13 protein-coding genes and 1 pseudogene are annotated in these 24,201 nt (G+C 42.8%); 4 read left to right on the top strand and 10 right to left on the bottom strand.

What is annotated here, in order from left to right; translation table 11 throughout:
* Positions 1–94: 94 nt before the first annotated feature.
* The 10 genes and pseudogenes from QT327_RS09870 to QT327_RS09825 all read right to left on the bottom strand — a co-directional run bounded on the left by QT327_RS09870 (position 95) and on the right by QT327_RS09825 (position 18,018).
* The gene (locus QT327_RS09870) at positions 95–1,279 is read right to left on the bottom strand and encodes an alginate lyase family protein (RefSeq protein WP_289552730.1); all 1,185 of its coding nucleotides are present in this window, start codon (positions 1,277–1,279) and stop codon (positions 95–97) included.
* A complete protein-coding gene (locus QT327_RS09865) occupies positions 1,276–2,970 on the bottom strand; it encodes a glycoside hydrolase family 31 protein (protein WP_289552729.1) in 1,695 nt (564 codons plus the stop codon). Before QT327_RS09865 ends, QT327_RS09870 begins: the two co-directional genes overlap by 4 nt.
* The gene (locus tag QT327_RS09860; RefSeq protein ID WP_289552728.1) at positions 2,900–3,424 is read right to left on the bottom strand and encodes a hypothetical protein; all 525 of its coding nucleotides are present in this window, start codon (positions 3,422–3,424) and stop codon (positions 2,900–2,902) included. The genes QT327_RS09865 and QT327_RS09860 overlap by 71 nt, the downstream gene beginning before the upstream one ends.
* Positions 3,425–3,435: 11 nt before the next feature.
* Positions 3,436–6,003: a glycoside hydrolase family 95 protein gene (locus QT327_RS09855; RefSeq protein WP_289552727.1), complete on the bottom strand. Its 2,568-nt coding sequence runs from the start codon at positions 6,001–6,003 to the stop codon at positions 3,436–3,438.
* 188 nt (positions 6,004–6,191) lie between these two features.
* Positions 6,192–8,660: a glycoside hydrolase family 2 TIM barrel-domain containing protein gene (locus tag QT327_RS09850; RefSeq protein WP_289552726.1), complete on the bottom strand. Its 2,469-nt coding sequence runs from the start codon at positions 8,658–8,660 to the stop codon at positions 6,192–6,194.
* A 235-nt stretch (positions 8,661–8,895) separates the two neighbouring features.
* Positions 8,896–10,350 (bottom strand): alpha-L-fucosidase, encoded by a 1,455-nt coding sequence (locus QT327_RS09845; RefSeq protein WP_289552724.1) that lies wholly within the window; start codon positions 10,348–10,350, stop codon positions 8,896–8,898.
* 18 nt (positions 10,351–10,368) lie between these two features.
* Positions 10,369–11,937, bottom strand: coding sequence for a RagB/SusD family nutrient uptake outer membrane protein (locus tag QT327_RS09840; protein WP_289552723.1), 1,569 nt, complete (start codon positions 11,935–11,937; stop codon positions 10,369–10,371).
* 11 nt (positions 11,938–11,948) lie between these two features.
* Positions 11,949–15,037, bottom strand: a pseudogene (locus tag QT327_RS09835) (SusC/RagA family TonB-linked outer membrane protein).
* Between the two features lie 120 nt (positions 15,038–15,157).
* Entirely contained in the window at positions 15,158–16,972 is a 1,815-nt protein-coding gene (locus QT327_RS09830) for an alpha-L-fucosidase (RefSeq protein ID WP_013666128.1), read from the bottom strand.
* Positions 16,973–17,580: 608 nt separating this feature from the next.
* Complete coding sequence (locus QT327_RS09825) at positions 17,581–18,018, bottom strand: Hsp20/alpha crystallin family protein (protein ID WP_130857585.1); 438 nt, start codon at positions 18,016–18,018, stop codon at positions 17,581–17,583.
* A 359-nt stretch (positions 18,019–18,377) separates the two neighbouring features.
* Between QT327_RS09825 and QT327_RS09820 the strand changes: the two genes are divergently transcribed.
* Genes QT327_RS09820 through QT327_RS09805 form a run of 4 tightly spaced genes read left to right on the top strand, consistent with a single transcriptional unit; the run spans position 18,378 to position 24,201 of the window.
* The gene (locus tag QT327_RS09820; RefSeq protein WP_289552722.1) at positions 18,378–21,065 is read left to right on the top strand and encodes a SusC/RagA family TonB-linked outer membrane protein; all 2,688 of its coding nucleotides are present in this window, start codon (positions 18,378–18,380) and stop codon (positions 21,063–21,065) included.
* On the top strand, positions 20,972–21,454 hold the full coding sequence (locus tag QT327_RS09815) for a hypothetical protein (protein ID WP_289552720.1): 483 nt from the start codon (positions 20,972–20,974) through the stop codon (positions 21,452–21,454). Before QT327_RS09820 ends, QT327_RS09815 begins: the two co-directional genes overlap by 94 nt.
* A gap of 4 nt (positions 21,455–21,458) precedes the next feature.
* Positions 21,459–22,931, top strand: a complete 1,473-nt coding sequence (locus tag QT327_RS09810; protein ID WP_289552719.1) for a RagB/SusD family nutrient uptake outer membrane protein — start codon at positions 21,459–21,461, stop codon at positions 22,929–22,931.
* A gap of 16 nt (positions 22,932–22,947) precedes the next feature.
* Positions 22,948–24,201, top strand: coding sequence for an Nramp family divalent metal transporter (locus tag QT327_RS09805; protein WP_130857588.1), 1,254 nt, complete (start codon positions 22,948–22,950; stop codon positions 24,199–24,201).

Genomic DNA, 24,201 nt, shown 5'->3' with positions numbered 1-24,201 from the left:
CTTCGACCCACACTAACTATTTTACTATTCTACCATTAACAACCCAACTATTTAACCACTCAACTATTCAACTATTAACCAGTTAACGACTCAACTACCTAAACCAAATAATAGGGTTTCGAATTGGTAGATTTCGAATTACTTCTTCTACCTTTGGCTCATGATCGAGCTTTTTCCACGTGGCTAACCAAAGCTTCTCGTCGAAGGCTTTCGCACCGAACAATAAAGCGGGCTGTGCAACCGGCCAATAATCCCAATACATCACATCTTTTGCATAGGGCCAAGTGTCCTTTTCTTTTATGTATGGAAACATGAAGGTCATTCCCTTTTTTATCGAACGCCCATCTGCCAATTGAAAATCCCATAAATTATCCGTCGGTATGGAAGCTATTTGACATAACATAACCATGGCGTCCAGATTGAAAAGCGAATAACCATAAGGTTTGGTACGTTTAAGTTCACGTGGAAAGCTACCATCCTGTGCCATTTGATTAGGTAACAAAACCGTCTTGTATCGTTTGCGACAAAAATCCAGCAATTGCTCATCACCCACGAGCTTCGCAAAGGAAGCCACTTGCATTGTCCAACAGGTCCCATGGTTATTCTCTGCACTCATTTCATCCTTACCATAGGGATGATTGATCAGCCACGCTAAATAAGCCGAAAACCATGCTTTAAATTGTTTTAGCCGTCCATTAGAAAAAACCGCAGCATCCTTCATGACTAAAATTCCCTGTGCAACTTCCATGAGATGAATGGTATCAATGATACCAATGCCCCTCCCGGTAAAGCGTCCTTTAATTGCCTGTGCGTACAAAAGATTAGGATTCATCCGCGTTTCAGGATTCACAAACCATGCTTCCAGATGCTTCAAGGCATGCATAACATATTTTTCGTCATTAGTTAGCCGATAAGCGGAAGCCAAGGCACCTACTATCTGACTAAAGCGGATCATTGCCTTGCGGTGAGCGACAAAGTTATCCGGATTTGTCATACCATCACGTTGTATATAAGGACCATTTGGATCCGCGGGATTAGGCCACCAATAATCACCTTCAGAAAAGAAATCGTGCTTTTCCCCGCTGCTTCTTGACGATTGCTCCGCTGTAATCGTTACCGGTTGCTGTTGCATAGCCCATGCTGCTCGCCGTAAAATCTGCTTGCCTAGAATTTGTTCCGCCTCTTTTTCATAAGACGTATCGATCGCCAGGTCTACCCACGATACGCACAAGCTACCCACCAGCAAGCATACATAGATCATGTAGTCTAAATACCTCATGGCGTCATGAATTTAAACGTTACCTTTTCGATCGTATTTGGCTTCCCTTTTTCGGGCGGTGCTATCCAACCCTCCCAATTGCCCTCCTTCCCACGTTCAACCTTTATCTTTCTAAAACTATATTCTCCATTTTCATAATCATAACTTTCGCCGTCATCCTCGTATAAATCATATTCACCGTTTTTTTTACCATAGTGCCTAACCTCAATAGCGACTTGTTCACCAGCTTTAGGTGCATGTAGCAAAGGAGGCATGAATGGTATTATTCCTCCATCTTTCACATATACCGGTATTTTATCTAAGCCCGGTGTGGCGGTGATGGTTTCGCCATTGCCTACATATGCTCCCGTGTAAAAGTCGTACCAGTTGCCTTTCGGCAATAGCACTTCTCTGCTCGTCTGCCCCGCAAACATGGGTGCCACCAGAAGATATTCACCCGCCATATATTGATCCTTAATTTCTCGATGATATGCTTCTGCGTAAGGATTCTTTTCCAGATCGTTTGTCACTACCTTTTTTGATTCCCCTAGCGTAAAACCCTCTTCTAAATTCATAGCGCGAAATGGCGGCGTTCCTTCAAAATGATATTTAGCAAATTCGCTGTACCAATAAGGCATCATGCGCATTCTCAAAAGTGCTGCTTCTTTTACGTGCGCCTCCACATCGGGAAAAGACCAGGGTTTTGTGCCGCTTGCCCAGGCATTAATCATGGCCATCGGAGAAAAAATAGTCGACTGGAAACGCCGTAACCATTCCTCTTCACTCTTGGAAGCACGAACTTCCGGTGTCCACAGCACGCCGGCGAAACCACTATTTACCAATGCGGTAATAAAATCTTCATGCTTGTAATAGTCGTTATAAATAACATAAGGGAATGATACCGCACCCGCATTGGATCCTCGTATTAAACCATAAGTGCGCTTATTCTCCTTTCTATATAAGCCCGTACTATATCGCTGCATAAGCACGCCATAGGTCTGCCGCATCTGTTCGGCAGCATAACCGGAAGGAAAGGATGCCACATCAGGCCACAAATAGTGATCGCCTCCATCAACTTCATCTATCTTATAACCGCTAATGCCAATATCGACTTGGCTTCGTTGCCATTGAGAAAAGAGGGTGTTTCTAGCTTGCGCCATCATTAAGTCGGGCACCAAGCCTACCCATACCGTATGGGAGGAGGTAAAAGGTTTAATTTCTTTAAAAATCGGCGACGCGGGAGAAACATAGGGGTTCGTCCACAAATTAATTCGGACACCTTTTTTTAGCAATCTTTGCACCAAAGCTTCTGGATTGGGAAAGCGCTTTGGATCCCATTCAAAAGTACAAGGGTATGATTTGCTTTGCCACCCGGGCTCCAAGCCTACAAAATCCAAAGGATATCCCCTTTGTTCAAAAGCTTTCACCTCCTCTTCCACCTCTTCAGCATTGTACAGTCGTTGGACGCGCTGGGTAAAACCTAATCCCCAGCGAGGCGGCAATACACCACCCCCATTAAATAAATTGAATCGACGAACGGCATCCAAGGGTGTCGGTCCACCGAAGACATAAAACTCCACACCCGCAGCAGGGACCAATATTTCAACCGCATCGCTATAAGGTCGTGCTGTCCAGGTTTTATCAACGTTGCGATCCTTTGCTTGAGGGGGGGTGTTTACTATCCTTTCGCACTGCAGAACCAGCGTATACATCCAAGTAACGTGCGCTATTGATAAAAACGCCATAACCATTTGAAGAAACATAAAAAGGGGTAGGTGCATGCGTTCGGCCATTATCTACCCCTCCATAATGGTCGACATGTAATCGCAAAATTTTCCCTCGCTGATGCACGGACTGAAAGTGAAGACCGAAACCAAATAGTTGTTCCAACGAATCCAAAGGAAAACGCAGGTAGGTTTTTCCATCCACCGTACCTCCATAAACATCAGCCATTACGAACGGAAATGAAGTATTACTCAACTTTCGAATTGCTTCCGACCGGGGCGTCACACCAGCGGCAGTTAATAAGTTATAAGATTCAGGCTTCCCTACGACACCTTTCCAAACACCTGGCAATACTTCCGTCCAATTAATTTCCTGTCCGTAACTTTTAAAGCATGTTATGAGCAGAAAAAATAAAAGTCTATAATAACGTATATTATTCATTCAAATGAGTTTTACAAGGGCACAATCGTATATATTCGCCCTTTTTCCGTTGGAAAATCTATTACATAGGTTTCTTTTAAGTTCAGGGATTGCAAAGAAGCCTGCCCACTTTGCTCAAAGCGTGGTTTTTCAGGCTTCATTAATAATTCATTTTGGGAAGCATTTCTCAAAGATTGACCGGTAGTTTCCAACACTTTAACCGGAATAGGTGTTCTTAATCTACAATTCCCCCCCAATTCCGAACGAATAAGCGCACGTGTTAAATTCCTATTTGCCCAATTGATTTCAACTGTAAAATTTCCGCGTGCCTTTATGCCCTTTATACTGCCTGCTGGCCAAGCGTCTGGCAAGGCAGGCAGCAATTGAACTTCTCCGGCATGGCTTTGCAATAACATCTCGGTCATGCCAGCGGTTGCGCCAAAATTCCCGTCAATTTGAAACGGTGGATGTGCATCGAAGAGGTTCGGATATGCACCACCTCCGCTCATCTGTTCCTTTTCTTCATTCGGGTCGATATAACGCAACGCATCCTTCAAAATCTTGTAAGCATGATTTCCATCCTGTAAGCGAGCCCACCAGTTGGTTTTCCAAGCCATTGACCAGCCAGTACTCACATCGCCTCGGTGAATCAACGACTGTTTGGTTGCTGCTGCCAATTCCGGAGAGCCGAGTACGGTTATTTGATTACCTGGATAAAGACCAAATAGATGAGAGATATGCCGATGTTTATCTGCTGGATCATCCCAATCTTGGTACCACTCCTGTAATTGTCCGTATTGGCCGATATGATACGGATAAAGTTTTGCTTTAGCCATTATCAATTTTTCTTTAAAATCTTTATCACTTCCCAAAATATCGGCAGAACGAATACAGGCATTAAACAATTCCCTTATGATTGCCATATCCATGGTAGAAGCCATTGACAACTGATGCTCCTTTCCAGCGATTTTAACCGTATTTTCAGGTGAAGTTGACGGGTTAGTAATAAGATAATGGCTACCGGGATCTTCAATAAGCCAATGTAGCATAAAAGAAGCGGCTCCCTTCATCAAAGGATAAGCTTCCTCTTTGAGAAACTTTTTATCGCCGGTATAGAGATAATGTTCCCACAAATGCGTACAAAACCAAGCACCTGCCATAGGCCATGCCGACCACCGAGGCATGCCTTTCGGGTCCCAGTCGTAACCGCCGGGAGGTGATGTTTTTGCCCATAAATCGGAGTTATGATGTGTCACCCATCCATCGTCAATGTTATAATTCACTTTAGCTGTCACCGCTCCATTAACTGCCAATTCTTTCATAAAATCAAACAAGGGTTGATGGCATTCGGAGAGATTGGTATTTTCTGCTAACCAATAATTCATTTCGGTGTTAATATTGGTGGTATAATTACTCCCCCAAGGCGGTTGAACCATATCATTCCATATTCCCTGTAAGTTTGCCGGCCTCCCTCCCGGCCTAGAACTAGCGATCAATAGATAGCGGCCATACTGATAATATAAAGCCTGTAGCGCATTATCCGATTTCCCTTCTGCTAAACGTAACATCCTTTCATCAATGGGTAATCGCACAGCTTCCGGATCTTTCCCTAAGTCGATAGACACTCGGCGAAAGAGTGCCGCATGGTCCGCTATATGCCGCGACTTCACTTCCTGATAGCTTGATTTTGAAGCTCGTTCCATACAAGCTGCCGCTTCTACGGCGGGGTCCTTCCCGTTCAAACCAGGCGATTTATCAAAACCGTTAAAGCTCGTTGCTTCTGTTAGCCAAAGTATTACCGAATCGGCTCCTGAAACACACAATCTATTGTCGTCCGTTTTTACTTCACCGCCTATTGCTTGCACTTTCACATGTATTTCGAAGTTCATACCTTCGCCATCCCTGTCGTCATAAACAATCTGTTGTGGCTCATATTCACGGTTTGCGACAAATTTGGGCGCTTTCCCTTGAAGTATCAGATAATCATGACGAGTGGCCTTTGTTTGATGTTTCAATTTACTTGTTAACGCGACATCAAAGGCGACTGCACCCGGTTTATTCGCTGTTATTCGTATAGCCATCGTCTTATCAGGTCGGCTGATGAAGGTCTCACGTGTATACATTACTCCACGATAAGTATATTTTATCGTAGACAGGGCCTTATCAAGATCCAAATCGCGTTGATACGAAGTAGTCAATGAATCGGGACGATGAAAATCGAGTAATAAGTCGCCAAGCGGTAAATAGCGAGCCGAGTAGGGACCCTGCATTTGCTTCCATAAACTTGCCGCTTTTTCATAGTCGCCGTCAAAAATGGCCCTTCGTACCCGCGGGAGTATTTTGGGGCCATTTGGATTATTCCCTGGATTAGGAAAGCCCGACCAAAGGGTATTGTCGTTCAGTTGATAGCGTTCTACTTGAACACCCCCAAATACCATGGCCCCTGTTTTGGCGTTGCCCAACGGCAAGGCCTCTTCCCAAACCGATGCCGGTTTCGTATACCATAATTTTAGTAACTTTTCTTGCTCTTGCGTATTACCCATTAATGTGGCAAAGACACAGCTTGCGAACACAAAAAGAGAGATCTTAGGTTTATTCATTTTCTATTTGGTTATTATCCCACGCTCAAACTTGGATTCAAATCGTCATCGACATTCCTTTGTATTTATTAAGTGTTCGATCGCGCCATGCTAAAATGTAGACACCCACTATTCAACCACTAAACTACTCAACCATTTAACCACTCTACTACTCAAGCATTTAACGACTCTACTCCTTTACGATTTAACTATTGCAAGTTCACAAAAGTCGTTTCCATCCCCTCCGACTGCACGCTAGCTACACATTTCCCCTTTGCTAGGCGCACTTTAATCATCGCCCGACCATTGTAAGCCTGCACCTTCCGCGAGCCATCGGAGGTTCCCTGATTGTCGATCAAACTTCCATCACCCACAGCTGAAAAGTGTAACCAATTTTGGGCATCCAAACACAGGACACCTTTCGCATCCAGCAAATCAGCCTGAAGGGTGACAATGTCACCCTCACGGTCGACTTCCTGTAGGTTCATTCGTACGGGTTTATCCCATTTTGCTGTTAGATAGTTTTGCCTAAGTTCATCGCTCACCATCTCTTTTCCATTTTTTGCTACGGCTTTAAAATGGTTTTCACCTTCACGAAGCCGCACCATCCATCGTAAACCGGCGGCAGGAAAATCCTGTACATTTCTTTTTTTAATTCCCATACTTTTTCCATTAACAAAAAGCTCCACCTCTTCTGCATTGGAATAGACCTTGATCATTTTTTCTTCATTCGGTTCACCCCAGCGCGTTGGCCAAGTGTGCCCGTAAATACGTACCATTGGCTTTTTAACCCAATAAGATTGGAACACATAATAGGCTTCCTTTTTATTTAAATTACGTTCTACAACACCCTTTTGATTCACATACGGTACTGGATTATCCGGCCTCACCGGTGTAGAAAAGTCCTTAAAAGGCCAATAAGCTGTTCCCGTTAACCAAGGCATATTTTCCTGTTCTTTCAAGTGCCAATCAATCAGATTGCAGATATAACTTTCACTCCAGTCACCATCTTTTGAAACCCTCGCTGCCCCACCATACAGCGACGCATCCCCCGCTCTTTCATCCACCCCATCTCCTGTTGTAATCTTCGCTAAGGCTTTGTCCGGATTTTCGGCATGTCGGCGTGCATGACTATCACCTCCCCATTCGACATGAAGGAAATGGTTGACTTTTTTCATTTCCTCTTCCGAAGCCTGTTTATAATCAGTGTACAAACCTCGGTACCAACCAGCCCAGATAGACGGCGAATAAACATCTACGATATCTTTACAAAAGTCGCAGCGCCGAATAGCTGTTTTTCTTGATGGATCTAAGCGGTGAGACAGATCGTTCAGCTCCTTCATAAAGGCTCTAATTTTCTCCTTATCAAACACTGAGAAATCGCCTGGCCAGTCATTTTCATTTCCCAATCCCCAGATAATAATGGACGGATGATTATAATGCTGCTCGATCATATTAGTCAACATTTGTCGCGCTTGCGCTTGATACTGTTCTCCTCCCAGGCCACCCCTGCACCATGGAATTTCTTCCCAAACCAGCATACCGAGGCTATCGCAGGCATTCAGAACAACCCTCGACTGTTGATAATGTCCCAATCGGATGAAGTTAACCCCCATCTCTTTCATGAGTTGCATTTCTTTAAGGATCATGGAATCCGTCATGGCTGCCCCAACACCGGCATGATCTTCATGCCGATGGGTACCGCGTAGTAACAAACGCTCTCCATTCAGATAAAATGGCCCCTTCTTTTTAAACTCGAAATGTCGAAATCCTATTTTTTCTTCTACCGTACAGCTATCCATTCCTGTTTTTGCAGTCACGATTAACTTGTATAATGACGGCTGGGCAGGACTCCATAAAATCGGCTTCTTAACGTTCAGGCAAGCTAAATCAATTTCTTTTATTTGTGTCGATACCTCTTTTTCAAATTGTGCCACCTGTTCCCCTTGTGGATCTAAAAGACGGATATCTACTTTTAAATTTCGGCTGCCGCCATCACGCAAGAACCGTGTGCTGATGTGCAACGAACCCTCCTTACCTTGAGGATCCACACTCACTTTAGTAAAAACCCTATCAATGGAAGCTTGTGGTATATATTGCAGGTTAAGATGCCGATAGATACCCCCATATAGATTAAAATCGGATAGATCGGAGGGAATCATTTCCAGGTCACGGGAATTATCTGCTCGAACAATGATAGGAACCTGTCCGTGAAATTGTTTTTCACAGATGGGGTTTGCGGTAAAGGTTTTTACCGCATCCGTAATATCCACCACCCATTCGTCGTAGCCACCGATATGTTCAGCTACCTTTGTTGTATAAACATAAACCTCCGTTTTTTGTCCGACGCCTTCAAAATGCAAACGCGTCCGCCCATTTTGATAAGGGTTATCAACCTTTATGTTTTTCCGATACCATCCAGGACCTTGGTAATAATTTACATCCGGATCGACCCCGTCAGTTGCATTGAAGCAGTGCGGTAAGTCAACCTGCTGCCAAATCGGCACCGCTTCCGGATTGCCTTTCCCAACGGGTCTTACGGCTTCCCAAATACCGCCTAAATCACTTTTTAGAAACTCCCAACTTTTATCGATACGACGGGTTTCTTGACTACGAGCGGTTAAAAAGAAACCTATAAAAAAAAGTGTATATAATAAACAATATTTTAACCTAAACATAATGTATTAACTACTCAACCATTTAACCACTTAACTACTCGACCATTTAATCACTTAACTACTTAACTACTCAACCATTTAACCACTTAACTACTCGACCATTTACCACTTAACCACTTAACTACTCAACCATTTACCACTTAACCACTTAACTACTCAACCATTTAACCACTTAACTACTCAACCATTTAACCACTTAACTACTCGACCATTTCACTACTCAACGATCAACCACTTAATCCAATGCACCACTTTTCATCATTTTTGCAGGTAATCCGTGTTTTACAGCCTCCACATGACCTTTTAGCTCCAGTTTAACAACAGTCGCCACCTTATCAGGTGCTTCTAAAGGAAGAGCTATTGAGACCGTATCCCCTTTGTTACCCGCCTTTATGATTTGCCCGTTGGCCAAAAGCATCGCAGATAGCACCTTGTTTCTCAATTTAGGGACAACCAATTTCCCGTCCGAGGGCCAGTCAAATACAGATAAATAAAGAATGGTGTTATTTCCGGTCTCTTTCATGGTGCATCTACCCCAATTCAATGGAGCAAGTGGACTAGCCTTAGTTGCGTAAATAGCTTCCCCATTTACTTTCATCCAATCACCGATTGCTTTCAACCGATCGATGCTTTCTTTGGGGAAAGTACCGTCGGGCTTAGGGCCGATATTCAGCAAGTAGTTTCCTCCCTTAGAGGCAATATCGATTAAGTTTTGGATAAGGGTTTCGCTTGATTTCCAGTTATTGTCAGAAGTTCGATATCCCCAAGTCCCATTCATGGTCATACAAGTTTCCCAATACTTTCCATCCAGTTCACTGAAGTCCGGAATCTTTTGCTCGGGGGTTTTCGTATCTCCCGGAAAGTTGGGTCTTTTCAACCGATCGTTCGTGATAATATGGGGTTGCAGTTTAAGTTGTTCCTGTAATTTAAGCGCCGCTTCATCCGTCATATTCGTTGGTGTATCCCACCACAGTATCGCAATATCGCCGTAATTACTAAGCAGTTCTTTTACCTGCGGCACAGAAACCTTATTGATATACTCATCAAACGAAACCGTTTCCTGAGCAGGATCCCAATGCCCTTTATGAGTTAAGGTATATGCATCTATCCGAGCCGAATCAGGGTTTGGCCATCCTTCTCGCATTAATTTTCTGGCTGCCGATCCGCCGGGATTATTCCAATCTTGGGCCTGGGAATAATAAAAGCCTAACTTAATCCCATATTTTCTACAGGCCTCTGCCAAAGGCTTTAACAGATCGCGGCCATAAGGGCTTGCATCCACTACATTCCATTTACTGGCAGCAGTTCTAAATAAGGCAAATCCATCATGGTGTTTAGCGGTAATAATCAAATATTTCATACCGGCTTCTTTCGCCATTCTTACCCATTCATCCGGGTTGTAGTGCACCGGATTGAACTTTTTAGCAGCAGCCTGGTATTCGGCTACCGGAATTTTACAACGGTTCATAATCCACTCAGTGCCACCTCTTGCCTGTTCGTGGCCTTTATAAACACCAGCAAATTGGGCATACACGCCCCAATGGATAAACATGCCAAATCGGGCTTCTGTCCACCATTTCATTCGCTCTTTACCCTTCTCAACCGGTATTTGTGCATTTAAAAGCTGTAGTGGAAGTACCAAGCTCATGGAGAGTAAAATTATCCGTGCCAATTGTCCGAACTTGTTCATCTTACATAAGGTTAACAGTTAAAAACCGGGTGTTTGCTTATAGCCCTCGTTCCCTAAACTTCGGGCGATATCGACCTCAGACTGCGGAACCGGCCATAACGTGTCACGCGCTTGGAATAATCTTGCGGCACCATCGGGATCTTGGATCGTATCCATAACTTCTTTGATAACCCCCCAACGTTTTAAATCGAAATAACGTTGCCCCTCTAAAGCAAGTTCAACCCGCCGTTCCTGCCTGATTACTTCTCGAAGTTCTTCCCGACTATAACTATCATTGAGGTTAAACAAGGGCATGTTCACATCGGAACGAGAACGGACCTGATTCAGTGCGTCGATAATCGTCTGATCGGGTCCACTGCTTTCATTTTTCGCCTCAGCGTACATAAGCAATACATCGGCATAACGTAAAAATACCCAATCTTGATCACTTTGCGTAGCATAGCTGGTTGGCCATTTTGATTCGTTAATATATTTACGCGGCAGGTAACCGCCCAACACATTCTCAAAGACGGGATCAAAGGCCGAGGAAGCATCTGTCCCGCGCCAAACGCCTTCATAAATAATGGATGCTTTCAAACGCGGATCTCGATTTTCATAAGGATTATTCGGATCATACAAAGGAGATTCCGTAATAGGCTTACCGTCCGTGCATGTGTAACTGTCTACCAAATAGTATAAAGGTTGCACGGCCTTCAAGTAAGAATACATCATGTCAGCAGGACTGTACATATTAGGTGGCAGAAACTTTGCTGAAAACATAATCTCGGGATTATTATTTTGGCCGGGTTTTCTAAAGAGATTCCGATAACCTCCCTGATAAATAGAAAATACTTTTTCGTCGATAATTATTTGCGCCGTGTTGGCAGCAGCGTCCCATTGTTTATTGGTGAGCAGTACTTTGACCTTATACCCTAAAGCAGATCCCCGCACCGCATGTCCGCTATAAGAAGTGTTAGGTAGGTGTTCAATCGCAAAATCAAGGTCTTCCAAAATGGCAGAAATGATCGCTGCTTTTGGCGTTCGAGCCAACATAGCACTTGCTTCATCTAATCCTAATGGTTGCAGCGTTAAAGGAACGTCGCCATACAAACGAGTAAGTAAAAAATAGTAGTGCGCTCTGATAAACCTTGCTTCGCCTTTATATATATTGCGTTGCTCTTCACTCAGTGTAGCGATCTTATCGATATTGGCAAGTAAGCGGTTACAAGCACCGATCGCTTGATAGGATATCTCATACCCTTCCGTTTGCATCCCGCCGGTTGTAGGCGTTATTCCCGACCGGGAAATCACATTAAAGCTATTGGAACTGCTGGGGACGAAGGCATCGTCAGAAAGCCCATCCCAGAGCATGGAAGCGCCACCCCAACCACCACGAGCTGCAGTGGAGGATGTTGCATTGTATCCTCTACTGAGGAACTCATAACAACCTGCCAACGCTAAATCCGCATCGCTTTTTGTTTTCCAAAAATTCTGCTCCGAAATCTTATCGGTTGGATCCTTCTCCAACAAGTCTTTTGTACAACTATTTAGACTAAGTGCTGCAAGCGTAGCCAAAGTAATATATATTGTTTTTAATGTAAGCTTCATAACATCAGGTTTTAAAAGGTTATACTAGTACCGAATGCAAATACTTTATTCTGCGGGTGCGTTACATATCTTCCTGAAGTAGCTCCCCCGCCGGAAGATACACCACGCTCAGGATCCAAACCAGGGAATTTTGAAAAAGTCAACAAATTATCTCCTGCAAAATAGATTCGTAGACCACTGATTCCGATTTTACTTAGCATGCTTGCCGGTAAGTTGTATCCGAGCTGGACATTCTTCAATCGTAAGAAAGATGCATCCTTAAGAAAAAAGGTCGAAGCAGTTCTAACATTATTGGCGGCTGGCGTGCCCTCGGCTCCCACTATTGGTAAGCTTGCATTCGGGTTTTCAGGCGTCCAGGAATCCTCCATCCAATCGCGGGTGAATACACCGCCTTGCCGAAATGGAACAATCCCCCACTCACTTACGAATATCTTCTGTCCTTGTGACCCAAAAAGAAACACGGTCAAATCAAAATTTTTCCAGGTAGCCGAGGCGTTAAAAGAATAGTCAAAATTTGGAAACGCACCTGGAACCACTACCCGATCATTATTATCCACTTGATGATCACCATTGACATCAGCAAATTGCAAGTAGCCTGGTTTTGCAGGAATTTGTTGAACAGGAGCATTAGTAATATCATCCTGCGAGCGAAAGATACCGATGTTTTGCAGCAAGTAGAAGCTTCCATAGGGCAACCCTTCACGGATAATCGTGTTTCCCTGAATGCGCTCGGCCCCATATTTAATCACTTTATTACGATTGGCTTGAATATTTCCACTCAAGCTCAACGCAACTTCTCCAAAGGTCTCCCTATATTGTAAACCAAGCTCTACGCCTCGGTTCCTCAATTCTCCGTAATTAACCGTTGGCGCCGCCAAGCCAATATAAGCGGGGAAAGCGGTTGAAGAAGATAAGATATCAGAAGTAACCTTATTGTACCAATCAAAATTGGCAATTAATTTATTGTTAAAGAAACCAAGGTCAACACCGAAATCGACAACAGTGGTGCTTTCCCACTTAATGCGATTATTTGCCATGGCTTCCTGACGAGCAGCCTGCTGTAACGATTCTTCAAATGGATAAGCGTAAGACGAATTCAACACCGTTTGATAAGGATAATTACCGATGTTCTGATTCCCCAAGGTACCAATAGATGCCCGCAACTTGAGGTCACTCATAACAGCTTTTAATCCATCTCCGTAAAAAGCCTCTTCAGCTATACGCCAACCTCCTGATACAGAAGGAAAAAACGCCCACTTCAAATCTTTAGGGAAGCGGGAAGAAGCATCGTAACGCGCATTTCCTTCTAATAAATACTTCCCTTTGTAATCGTAATTTATTCTTCCATAATAAGATCTGAGCGACCATTCTTCTGTGACACCTTCATTTGTTTGCTGTCCTGCACCACCGGCATTTAGCTCAGGTACTTCATTGCTAGGGAATTGCAAACGACTACCTAAAAGCATCTGGGTTTTATTATATTCTACTTGCGTGCCGGCTAGCACTTTTAATGATGATTACCAAACGATTTATCATAAGTAAGTTGGGTATAACCTACGGGATATACATTATTATCGTCCGTAACCGTCAGACCTTGTCCGCCAACATCGAGAAGTCTACTTGATGCATCATTCGGCCCCGCAAACCAGAGATATTGTTCAACGACCGGCTTAAAAGTATAGTTTTTAGAAAAGCTATAATTCAAGCCACCACTTGTTCTCCACTCTAATCCTTCCAGCAATTTAACATTCAGAAAAAGATTGCCCTGCATATAATAGTTGTTTAACTTGGTTAAGGCATTTTCCGCCACAGCTACCGGATTTTTGTTAGGTGACTGGAAAGGATAGGCTCGGGAGGTATAACGACCACTGCCATCCGGCAGGTAAGGGCCATAGAGTGGTGACTGACTAATGGTGGATAGAAATTGATCTTCGCTCCCATTCCTCGGATATTTTCGGTCTCCATAGTTCAAGGTGATGCTGGATCCGAAATTAATTCGTTCATTGATCTTCGCGTTCAGGTTTATCTGTAAATTGTACTTTTTGAAAGAAGTCCCAACCATAATATCCGGTTGATCAACGTAGCCAAGAATAACGTTATAAGTTGTTCCACTTCCTCCCCCACTAAGTGATAGGTTATGCGTTTGTACCGGTACTGTTTTAAACACCGCATCTAACCAGTTAAAATCAGGATATAAATTTTTATCCGTGGCATTTGCATAAGCGTCAATCATTTCCTGACTGAACATCGCATTGGAATTCGTGATGCCCGAGTTTATAGCAGCCTGATTATATAACTTCATGTAATCGACTGAATTATATACAAAATCCGGCAGCGACGACGCCTTGGTAATGCCGATATTGTAATCGTAGGTCAGCTTGGCTTTACCTGCCTTCCCCTGCTTAGTAGTAACCAGTATCACCCCATTTGCGGCCCTAGCTCCGTAAATAGCAGCTGAAGCCGCATCTTTTAGTACCGTAACATTTTCGATGGCCTGCGGGTTCAGATTTGTTAGGCTTCCCGGAATACCATCTACAATAATCAGTGGCGAAGCGGAGGCCCCATAGGAACCCAAGCCTCTCACTTGCAGATTCACGTTCTCATTTCCAGCTTCGCCGGAGGCTTGCGTAACGCGCAAACCGGGCATTCGGCCTTGAAGCAACTGTGTCGGATTAGTAGCAATTCGCTTATTCACCACATCGCCATCTACAGAAGCAATGGCACCCGTTAAGTTTACCTTCTTTTGCGTTCCATAACCCACAACGACTACCTCGTCCATTTGATTGCTGAGCTCCTGTAATATAATATTAACTTGCTTTTGTCCGTTGACGGTCGCCTCCTTCGTTGCCATACCAACCTGACTAAAAATCAGCACATCTTGAGACTCCACCTGTAATTGGTAAAGCCCGTTAGCATCTGTTGTTGTACCTTTATTTTTTCCTTTAACCCTGACACTTACTCCCGGAGCAGTTTGTCCATCAGGCGTTGTCACTTTACCAGATACCGTGCTATTTCCCTGTGCCAGCGCACAGAAGCTCAAAGCACAAGTTTGAGATAATAATAGTACTATAAATAGTCCTCTTGTAAATTTACCCTTCATCTTTTTTAGTTTATGCGGTTAGCCATCATTAGGTTTGTGCACAAAAGTCTCAATTCGCTCCAATCTCTAAGGGTAATTTTCGTTCTATTTAGGGGTACAAAATGGTTTTTGTCATCTTCTTTAATCTATCGGTTTTATTATCACAGCCTTTAGTTTAAATAATTCGCTTTTACCGCTTAAGGGCCTTATATCCAAAGTATACCGTCCCGGTTTATTTATTGAAATCGTCGCCACGTCATGCCGAACGAAGAGCAATGGTGCTTTTTTATCAAAACTACCCGTGTGTAAAGTTCTAAAGTAAAAGTTTTGTCCATTGATTGATAATGTTCCCTCCTGATTAGCGCTTTCGGGCTCACAGGCATATTCGAGCGTAATCCGGTAGTTGCCGGATTCCATTAATTGCGTGTCAAATTCGATTATATCTTTTTCCCTATCAGCCATTCCAACCACACAGTTGGTATGTTTCCAATCACCATAGTAATGACTGTAGGTTAAGCTTTCGATACGGGCATTGCCCGTCGTTTTTGCAAAGGCTGCTTTTATCTCATTTTCGTCAAACTGGTTGGAAATGGTGATGGGCGCGTTCTTATTATAGGTAGGCGCTTCTCCCGCATATTCCAATACAAATACAGTATTTTTCGCATCAGATAAAGTTATGGGTAAGTCGATCCAAATAGCGTCTCCCCTTTTATGCCATTTTACAGGCTGCCCATCAGCCAAAGCGTATACCTTTTGCACCTGCATATTGGCATTTGGAATCAGCAGCTTCCCGCTACGGGGTCGGGTCCAAACATGTAAGTATTGCTTTCCTGGTTTTGATGTCGTTACACCCCAGGGTTGTTGAGGAATCAAGCCCTGTGTAGTGCCATAAATACTTTCGCCATTAACCTGTAACCATCGCCCTGTTTCCCGTAAAAACTGAGCTGAATAAGCTGGAATACGACCTGAACCATCAGGACCCACGTTCAGCATGAGATTCCCCCCTTTAGATGCAGCTTCGGCCAATAATCGAATAATCGTTTCGGGTGTCTTAAAATTCATATCATGCTTCATGTAACCCCAGGAGTCGTTATGGGTATAAATTGATTCCCAAGCACCATTAATGGGCATGGCAGGCATTTCAGAGTCGCCATAATCCCGATAATCACCCAAACCATGTCCGACTCGGCTACTGAATAAACTTTTCGGTTGCAGCAACCGTAAACTATCGATAAACTGCTGCGTTTGCTCTTTACTCAAACCACCAGGCGTGTCAAACCAAACGATACTTAAATCCCCATAATTAGACATCAGCTCTTTTAGCTGCGGAATCGCCTTTTGCCGATAATACTTTTGGTAGTCCTTTTTAGATTCATCAAAATCCCAGGTATTTTTACCCCCATTTGGATTATGCCAATCCTGAAATTGCGAGTAGTAAAAGCCAAAATGCATGCCCCGTTTACGAACCGCATCAGCCAATAATTTCATTGGATCTTGTTTAAAAGGCGTTGCATCTACAATATCAAAGGTACTGACCTTAGAATCATACATGGCAAAGCCTTCATGGTGTTTTGCCGTAATAACCACATATTTGATTCCTGCATCTTTAGCTAGTTGTGCCCACTCATCCGCATTAAATCGGGAGGGATTAAAAGTTGCAGCAGTGGCTTCATACTCCCTCACAGGAATCTTTGCTTGATTCATAATCCACTCGCCACTCCCATAATATCGTTTCCCTTTCCACTCTCCTCCTAAATGCGAGTAAAGCCCCCAATGGATAAATAAACCGAATTTAGCATCTTTAAACCACTGGATGTTGGCGTGCTCTTTACCGCTCGAACGGCTTTCCCACATTTCATCCATGGTTTGTGCATGTGCGGTCATTCCGAACAGAAATACACAAATTACTATACACCGTTGATATTTGCGACTATATAGTGTAGTCCAATTTTTCATTTTTAAATGAATTTATTAACTTATAATTTATAATTTCTCATTCAAATACGAATCTTTCGTAAATAAATGTAAATAAAGCAACCGGCTATTCAGTTGGCCACTTCTTCGCGTTAAATAATGTGGGATTCGTACCATCTTTGACCATAACAATCCAGTCATCTTTTTCAGCAGCAAAAATCAATAAATCGCCCCGTTTAATTTTTTCCTTTTTACCATTTCGATAGATAACAATCGCCTGTCCCGGCCAGGGGGGGACTGCGCTTTCACTAAATCCGTATGAACGAACAAAACAAACCAAATGTGAGCCGCAACAATCCTATTTATCATGTTTATTTACTTTAAAAATAAAGGACACCTCTTCCAATTAATACCGCTTCAATATTTTGTTCAACCGGTCTGCCAAAGCGGAGTCTAACAAACTGATATGTTCGCTATTAAAATGGAATCAAAAGCCTTTAAAGATGTTTAATAGGGGATTAAAAGTTTACAATTGAAGCAAATAAACACTTAAAAAAAGAAAAAAAAGAGGAATTTATGATCGATTATGGGGTAAAAATTGGTTAAATACCACAAGGTATAAAAAAGCCACCTGTCGGTGGCTATAGAAATCAAGAAATATTAATTAATCTGGGTCCCTTTCGTTTAGCCTCCTCTTTTTTGGGAATCGTTAATTTCAATAGGCCATTTTCGTATTTTGCTTCAATTTTATCTTCATCCACTACATCTTTAGGAAAATTGAAGCTCCGTTGAAACGATCGATAACTAAACTCTTTACGCGCATATCCGTCATCCCTTTTTTCATCTTCATATTCCTTGCTTGAAGAGATGGTTAACAGATTACCGTCGAGCTCAATTTTAAAATCATCCTTATTCATTCCCGGCGCTGCCATTTCCACCTCATAATTGTCCGCCGTTTCTTTGATATTTACCGAAGGGACGGTAGCGTTCGGTGAAAAATTGCCGCTGTCCCAATTCATTAAATCCCTGTTAAAAAAGTCGTCAAACAGGGAAGGAAAACCACTTCTACTTCTTCTAATAAGTGACATCACAACCTCCTTTTTTATAGTTTACTCGTTAACCTTATGCAAGTCAATAAAAAAACAAGTAGAAAAATGGAAAGTTTCAAAGAATTCTATTCTAAATAGATTATTGTAGACCGACTCCGTAAAGTATCAGTTATCCTCTGAGCTTTGTTACTTTAAAAATTTACAAAATATTTGATAAGTAAATTTTAAATTTCTATCTTCGGGTACGTAACCGAAATTATAAACTCTTTCTGCGGGACTATATTGCTCATTAGACTATTACTTATGAATAATTGCTTGCGATATTAACGTGTACGTACACATTACAGATTTAAACCTGTAGGTGTAGGTCGAAAGTGGTGCTTATTAAAACTTAAATTATGGAGAAAAAGACAAATCACCTAACATCAAAAATCTTGGCTTTTTTGTTAATGGCCTGTTCCACCATCGGCGAACTGGCTGCCCAGACCATTCGTATGCAGGGAAAAGTAGTCGATGAAAAAAATGCACCCTTGGCCGGTGTATCCGTTCGGGACACCGTTAACCGTACGGGCGTTACTACCGACCTTGACGGCCATTTCAGTATCATGACGAATAGTGGATCTACGTTAACCTTCTCGTTGATAGGTTACCTCAGTCAAAACCATAAAGTGAATGGAAGGCAACACTTAACCATTACGTTAAAAGAAGACATTTCCGCATTGGACGAAGTGGTGGTTATCGGTTACGGAACAATGAAAAAATCCTCGGTCACAGCGGCCGTGTCAAAACTGGAAAATAAAAATCTCGACCAGATTCCCTTAGCTAGACCCGAAGCCGCTCTCCAGGGTAGGCTAGCGGGCGTTAACGTATCGCAAACGCGCAGTGCTCCCGGTTCGGCGCCGCTGATACGTATCCGTGGTGGTTCAGGGTCCATTGATGCAGGCAATAGTCCTTTAGTGGTAGTCGACGGTTTCCCCGGCGGCTCGTTTGCCAATGTCAATATGAATGATGTGGAGTCGATCGAAGTACTTAAAGATGCTTCTTCTGCTGCCATTTATGGATCGAGAGGTGCGGGAGGAGTAATTATTATTACTACGAAACGTGGAAAAACGGGAAAGCCGGTGCTTAACATCAATGCAAATGGCGGTGTTTCGACAGCCATGGGACACGATGATTGGCTGGATAAAGATGAATATTACGCTTACGCTGTTAGATACCAAAACCGGGAATTTAATTATGTTGGTGGAGATACCAGTATTCCCGTTTGGGGAGACAATCGACGCCCTCCTCAATATCAGGTTAGCGATGCGCTAAGAAACAATGCCAATACCAATTGGCAAGATGCCCTCTTATCCCCTGCCCCTTTCCAGAACTACGATCTATCAGTAAGTGGTGGTACCGAAAACGTAAAATACTATGCATCAGCCATTATAAAAGATGTGCAAGGAACATTGAAAAACACCTGGTTTAAAAGTTACGGTGCGCGAGCAAATGTGGATGTAAAGGTAAACGATCGCGTGAATATGGGGCTGATGCTTAATCCCAATTATACACGTAATCGCTTATCCCCCCATGCGATGATCGACTTGGTCAAATATCCGCCATTTGTGCCAGTTCAAAACCCAGATGGCTCCTATCCAAAAGCGCGTGATTATTGGGGGCTCGTCGTATCCGGCCAAACGAATCCCATGGCATTTATGGAAGGTTCTTTCTACTTTGACGATGCCATGACCACCATAGGCGAAATGTATGCCAGTATCGATCTTGCCAAAGGGCTCAAAATAAAATCTTCCATAGGAACCACCATAAGTTATTCTTCTTCCGATCGGTTCCGAAGCACTTGGGGTTCAACCAATGGCATATCCATTGGTACAGCTAGTGACTCCAGAACCATTAACTTACTGAATGAAAACGTATTAAGTTATAATAAGGATTTTAATAATCATCACTTCGATGCGATTCTGGGAGCATCTTATCAAAGAGCAACCTCCAGATCATCGGCTATGGGGGCCGTACCCGGGTCATTCAATAATGACATTATCCATACCTTAAACAATGCGATTATCGATCCCGCCCAAACCAGGACGTCTAAAACAGAATGGGGACTCGTTTCCTATTTCTCTCGCGTTCATTATGCTTATAAAGACAAATACCTATTATCCGCTTCCATGCGAACGGACGCTTCATCGCGTTTTGGACCAAATAATAAATGGGGATGGTTTCCTTCGGCATCCCTTGCTTGGCGAGTTTCGCAAGAGGAATTTATGAAAAGTCTCTCTGCCATAAGTGATTTAAAGCTACGTGCAAGTTACGGTTCGACCGGAAATTTTAATATTGGCAATTTTGACTATCTAGGCCAAATCGGGAACACTTATTATTCGCCAAACAATGAGCTTTCCAATGCACAGGTACAAACTACCCTGGGTAATCCGTCACTCAGCTGGGAGAAAACGCAGGAATATGATTTCGGTATTGATTTGGGCTTATGGGCAAACCGACTTAATCTTACCGTGGATTATTACCAAAAAACCACCTCTAATTTGTTGTACAATGTATCTATTCCTGCGATTACCGGCTTTACAAGCTGGCTTACGAATATTGGAAAAATCCGCAATCAAGGGATCGAACTGGAATTGACTTCTCGAAATTTTCAAGGAGGATCTTTTTCGTGGTCGACCTCCTTCAATCTTGCTCATAATAAGAACAAGGTTATTGATCTGGGTGGGCTTTCCGAGCGCTTATATACGGATCGTTTTGGTATGAGCTGGCTGCTGCGACTGGGAGAACCCATGTTTTCTTATTATGGTTATCAAGCCATAGGTGTTTTACAAAATCAGGAAGAAGTAGCTAATACCCCTGTTCTTTCAGGATCCAAACCCGGAAATCCGAAATATCAAGATGTCAATGGTGACGGGCGCATTAACCCCGAAGACCGGGTGATATTAGGTAGTTATATGCCGAAAACTATTTTGGGTTTGGTGAACGATTTCTCATGGAAAATTTTGATCTCAGCATTGCCATTCAAGCTTCATTGGGTGCTAAGATCTATAACTTCGAGAACCAATATTACCAAGGCAATGTCTTAGGTGCAATGCGCCGCTCCTTAGTAGAAGGGCAGTGGTGGTCGGAACAGGAGCCGGGCGACGGAAAGATGCCTGCAGCGGCGTTAAGTCAATTGGAATTTCAGGCGAATTCCAGTATCTATATCGAAAATGCCTCTTTTCTTGCCGTTCGCAACGTAAACTTCGGTTATACTTTTTCCGAACACCTTGCGAACAAACTAAAAATGAAAAAATTTCGGCTCTACACTTCCATCAACAACCTTTTTATGATTACCGATAAAAATTTTCACGGCTATAACCCGGAAGGTTATACAGCTGGGGAAATCGACGGAATCAATAGTACTCCTGGTTATAATAGTGGTTCAGAACCTGTTAATCGAATTTTCACATTAGGCCTAAATGTTAATTTCTAGTCACATGAAGAAGATTTTCTATACGCTATGTTCTCTTGCATTTTTGCTAAGCGGATGCCACGACAGTCTACTAAACCCTGTTCCTGAATCGGTGTTAACTGAAAAAAACTATTACAATACCGCCAATGATATTGATCTAGCTGTATTAGGTATCTATAATAGATTACAAACAAGAAAACCAACCGATTATCAAATTTTAGAAGTACCAACTGATAACTTATATCTATCGGCGAATACCTTAATCGAAGGGACTCCCGAAATGGATATGTTATCTGTGAATGCTACGAATCCTTTAATCGCTGCTTTTTGGGAAACAACCTATAACGGTATTTTCCGTACAAATGCAGTACTAACTAACTTGGATAAACCGACAGACTATGCTTCAGGTGAAAAAGAACAATTTGAAGGAGAAGCCAAATTTATGCGTGCGCTATTTTATTTTGATCTGGTTAGGCTATTTGGCGACGTGCCCAAAGTTACCGGCATACTGTCTGTTGAAGAAGCAGCTAGTATCGGTAGAAGTGCCGAAGACGAAATTTTCGCCTTGATTATAGAAGACCTTGAACGAGCGATTGAAATACTTCCCCTGAAAAACGCTATTGAGAATGGAAGAGCAAATAAAGCGGCGGCCATCGCTTTACTGATAAAGGTTCATGTTTACCAACAAAATTGGGATCTTGCTAAAGCGCAATTGGATCGTTTCTTTAAGGAAGCAGGCTCTTCTTTTAGCTTGGTAAGTGATTTTAGCTCCTTATGGAAGATTGCATCAGAAAACAATACGGAAGTACTATTTTCATTGAACTACATTGACGGCTCGAATGGCCATAATTTATCCACGGCATTTCTGCCGAATTCAGGCGTTATTGGCATTGCCTCGCGCGGAAATGAAATTGCATTGCCTTCCTGGAGCCTACACAAGAATTATGTGGAGGGCGATAGGCGCAAAAGCCCAACCATTACGGAATGGTGGATTCCGCCAAACACACCTAATGTACCTCCTATTTGGTATCCCTATGTCAATAAATACGCCGTGCCACATACCCAAGGGCAATCAGGACTCGATTTACCGATTTTGCGTTATGCCGATATTCTACTCCTGCAGGCCGAAGTGCTATATCATCTCGGGCAACAACAAGAAGCATTGAATGCACTTAATAAAATACGAGCACGGGCCTTTGGAAATAGCGATCACAACTACACAACTGCATCAATTACAAATGAGCAAGACTTTTTCCATGTGTTATTTCTGGAACGGCAGCTCGAATTTGCGTACGAAAATGAGCGATGGTTTGACCTGGTTCGATCTGGAAAATTTGAAGAAGTTATGAAACAAGAAGAGCGATTATTTAATCACGCAAACCAAACACCCGTAAAAGTTACACTTAAGCCACAAGCCTATATGAAGCGTTTTCCCATTCCTCAACGTCAGATTGATCAATCGGCAGCAGGTATTTTGGTACAAAACGAAGGATATTAATTATAGACATAATAAAATGCCAAATCAAGAAATAATCTCCAATTCTACATCTTACCACAAGCCACGTACCCAATATTTCAAGCATTGGTTTGCCTCTTTAGGTCCCGGAGTTATTACAGCAGCGCTTGTATTCGGTCCGAGCAAAATGACAATTACCTCTAAACTAGGTGCAGACTATGGTTTCTCTTTATTATGGATTGTGGTTTTAGCCATTTTTTTTATGGCGATCTTCACTCATATGGGTGCGCGGATCGGCATCGCTGCACAGGAATCGCTATTGGGTGTGATCCGTAAAAAATGGGGTAAAATTTCCGCTATAATTATCGGTTTAGGGCTATTTTTAGTAGCGACGTCCTTCCAAGCCGGAAATGCCATCGGCGTAGGGATTTCCATTGCTGAAATCAATAATAGTTCTATTCCTATATGGATTATACTTTTTAACATCATTGGAATCGTGCTGTTATTTTTTCGCGGTTTTTATAAAATATTGGAAAGGTTGATGATTCTATTGATTGCGTTAATGCTCTTTTCGTTTATCGTCACTTTGTTCTTTGTTAAGCCTTCTGTTGAGGACATTATTACGGGATTCGTTCCTTCCCTCCCCGCGGGATCAATCGGTCTCGTTATCGCATTTTTTGCTTCGTGCTTCTCTATTGTTGGTGCATTTTACCAATCTTATTTAGTGCAGGAACGTAAAAAAAACACATTGGCTACGGACGGCCATCGAAATGGAAGTATGACAGGCATTATTATGCTGGGACTAATGAGCGCTATGGTCATGATCTGTGCAGCGGCCGTTTTGCATGCGGAAAAATTACCCGTGAATAATGCTTCGGACATGGCGCGGGCACTTGAGCCGTTATTTGGAAGATACGCATCCAGCTTATTTTTGATGGGACTTTTTGGCGCTTCCTTCTCCTCCTTAATTGGAAACGCGACGCTTGGTGGCACTCTGATAGCAGACGCATTTGGCTTTGATTATCAGTTGGATGCCAAAGCAGTACGTTTTTTTATCGCCTTGGTTATGCTTTTTGGAAGTGCCATTGCCATTGTTTTTGGGAAGCTTCCTTTGGAGCTTATTGTATTTGCTCAAAGTGTAACCATATTCCTCGTGCCCTTCATTGGCATCGCTATGTTTGTTATATCGAATGATACCCACATTATGGGGACGCTTGTCAATACAAAACCTACCAATTTTTTCGCCTCTATAGGTTTGATTGTCTTAATTATGCTGGCTATCAGCAATGCCAATGAATTATTCTTAAAATAA

This window comes from Olivibacter sp. 47, from assembly GCF_030372825.1.
GTDB classification, from domain to species: Bacteria; Bacteroidota; Bacteroidia; order Sphingobacteriales; family Sphingobacteriaceae; genus Olivibacter; species Olivibacter oleidegradans.
This window is presented reverse-complemented; position numbering and strand designations above follow the sequence as displayed.

Coding starts and splice junctions, on each gene's coding strand:
- QT327_RS09855 (WP_289552727.1), bottom strand. CDS start 6,003: ATGAATAAACCTAAGATCTCTCTTTTTGTGTTCGCAAGCTGTGTCTTT.
- QT327_RS09845 (WP_289552724.1), bottom strand. CDS start 10,350: ATGAACAAGTTCGGACAATTGGCACGGATAATTTTACTCTCCATGAGC.
- QT327_RS09820 (WP_289552722.1), top strand. CDS start 18,378: ATGGAGAAAAAGACAAATCACCTAACATCAAAAATCTTGGCTTTTTTG.
- QT327_RS09830 (WP_013666128.1), bottom strand. CDS start 16,972: ATGAAAAATTGGACTACACTATATAGTCGCAAATATCAACGGTGTATA.
- QT327_RS09870 (WP_289552730.1), bottom strand. CDS start 1,279: ATGAGGTATTTAGACTACATGATCTATGTATGCTTGCTGGTGGGTAGC.
- QT327_RS09865 (WP_289552729.1), bottom strand. CDS start 2,970: ATGTATACGCTGGTTCTGCAGTGCGAAAGGATAGTAAACACCCCCCCT.
- QT327_RS09805 (WP_130857588.1), top strand. CDS start 22,948: ATGCCAAATCAAGAAATAATCTCCAATTCTACATCTTACCACAAGCCA.
- QT327_RS09825 (WP_130857585.1), bottom strand. CDS start 18,018: ATGTCACTTATTAGAAGAAGTAGAAGTGGTTTTCCTTCCCTGTTTGAC.
- QT327_RS09810 (WP_289552719.1), top strand. CDS start 21,459: ATGAAGAAGATTTTCTATACGCTATGTTCTCTTGCATTTTTGCTAAGC.
- QT327_RS09815 (WP_289552720.1), top strand. CDS start 20,972: ATGGAAAATTTTGATCTCAGCATTGCCATTCAAGCTTCATTGGGTGCT.
- QT327_RS09840 (WP_289552723.1), bottom strand. CDS start 11,937: ATGAAGCTTACATTAAAAACAATATATATTACTTTGGCTACGCTTGCA.
- QT327_RS09860 (WP_289552728.1), bottom strand. CDS start 3,424: ATGAATAATATACGTTATTATAGACTTTTATTTTTTCTGCTCATAACA.
- QT327_RS09850 (WP_289552726.1), bottom strand. CDS start 8,660: ATGTTTAGGTTAAAATATTGTTTATTATATACACTTTTTTTTATAGGT.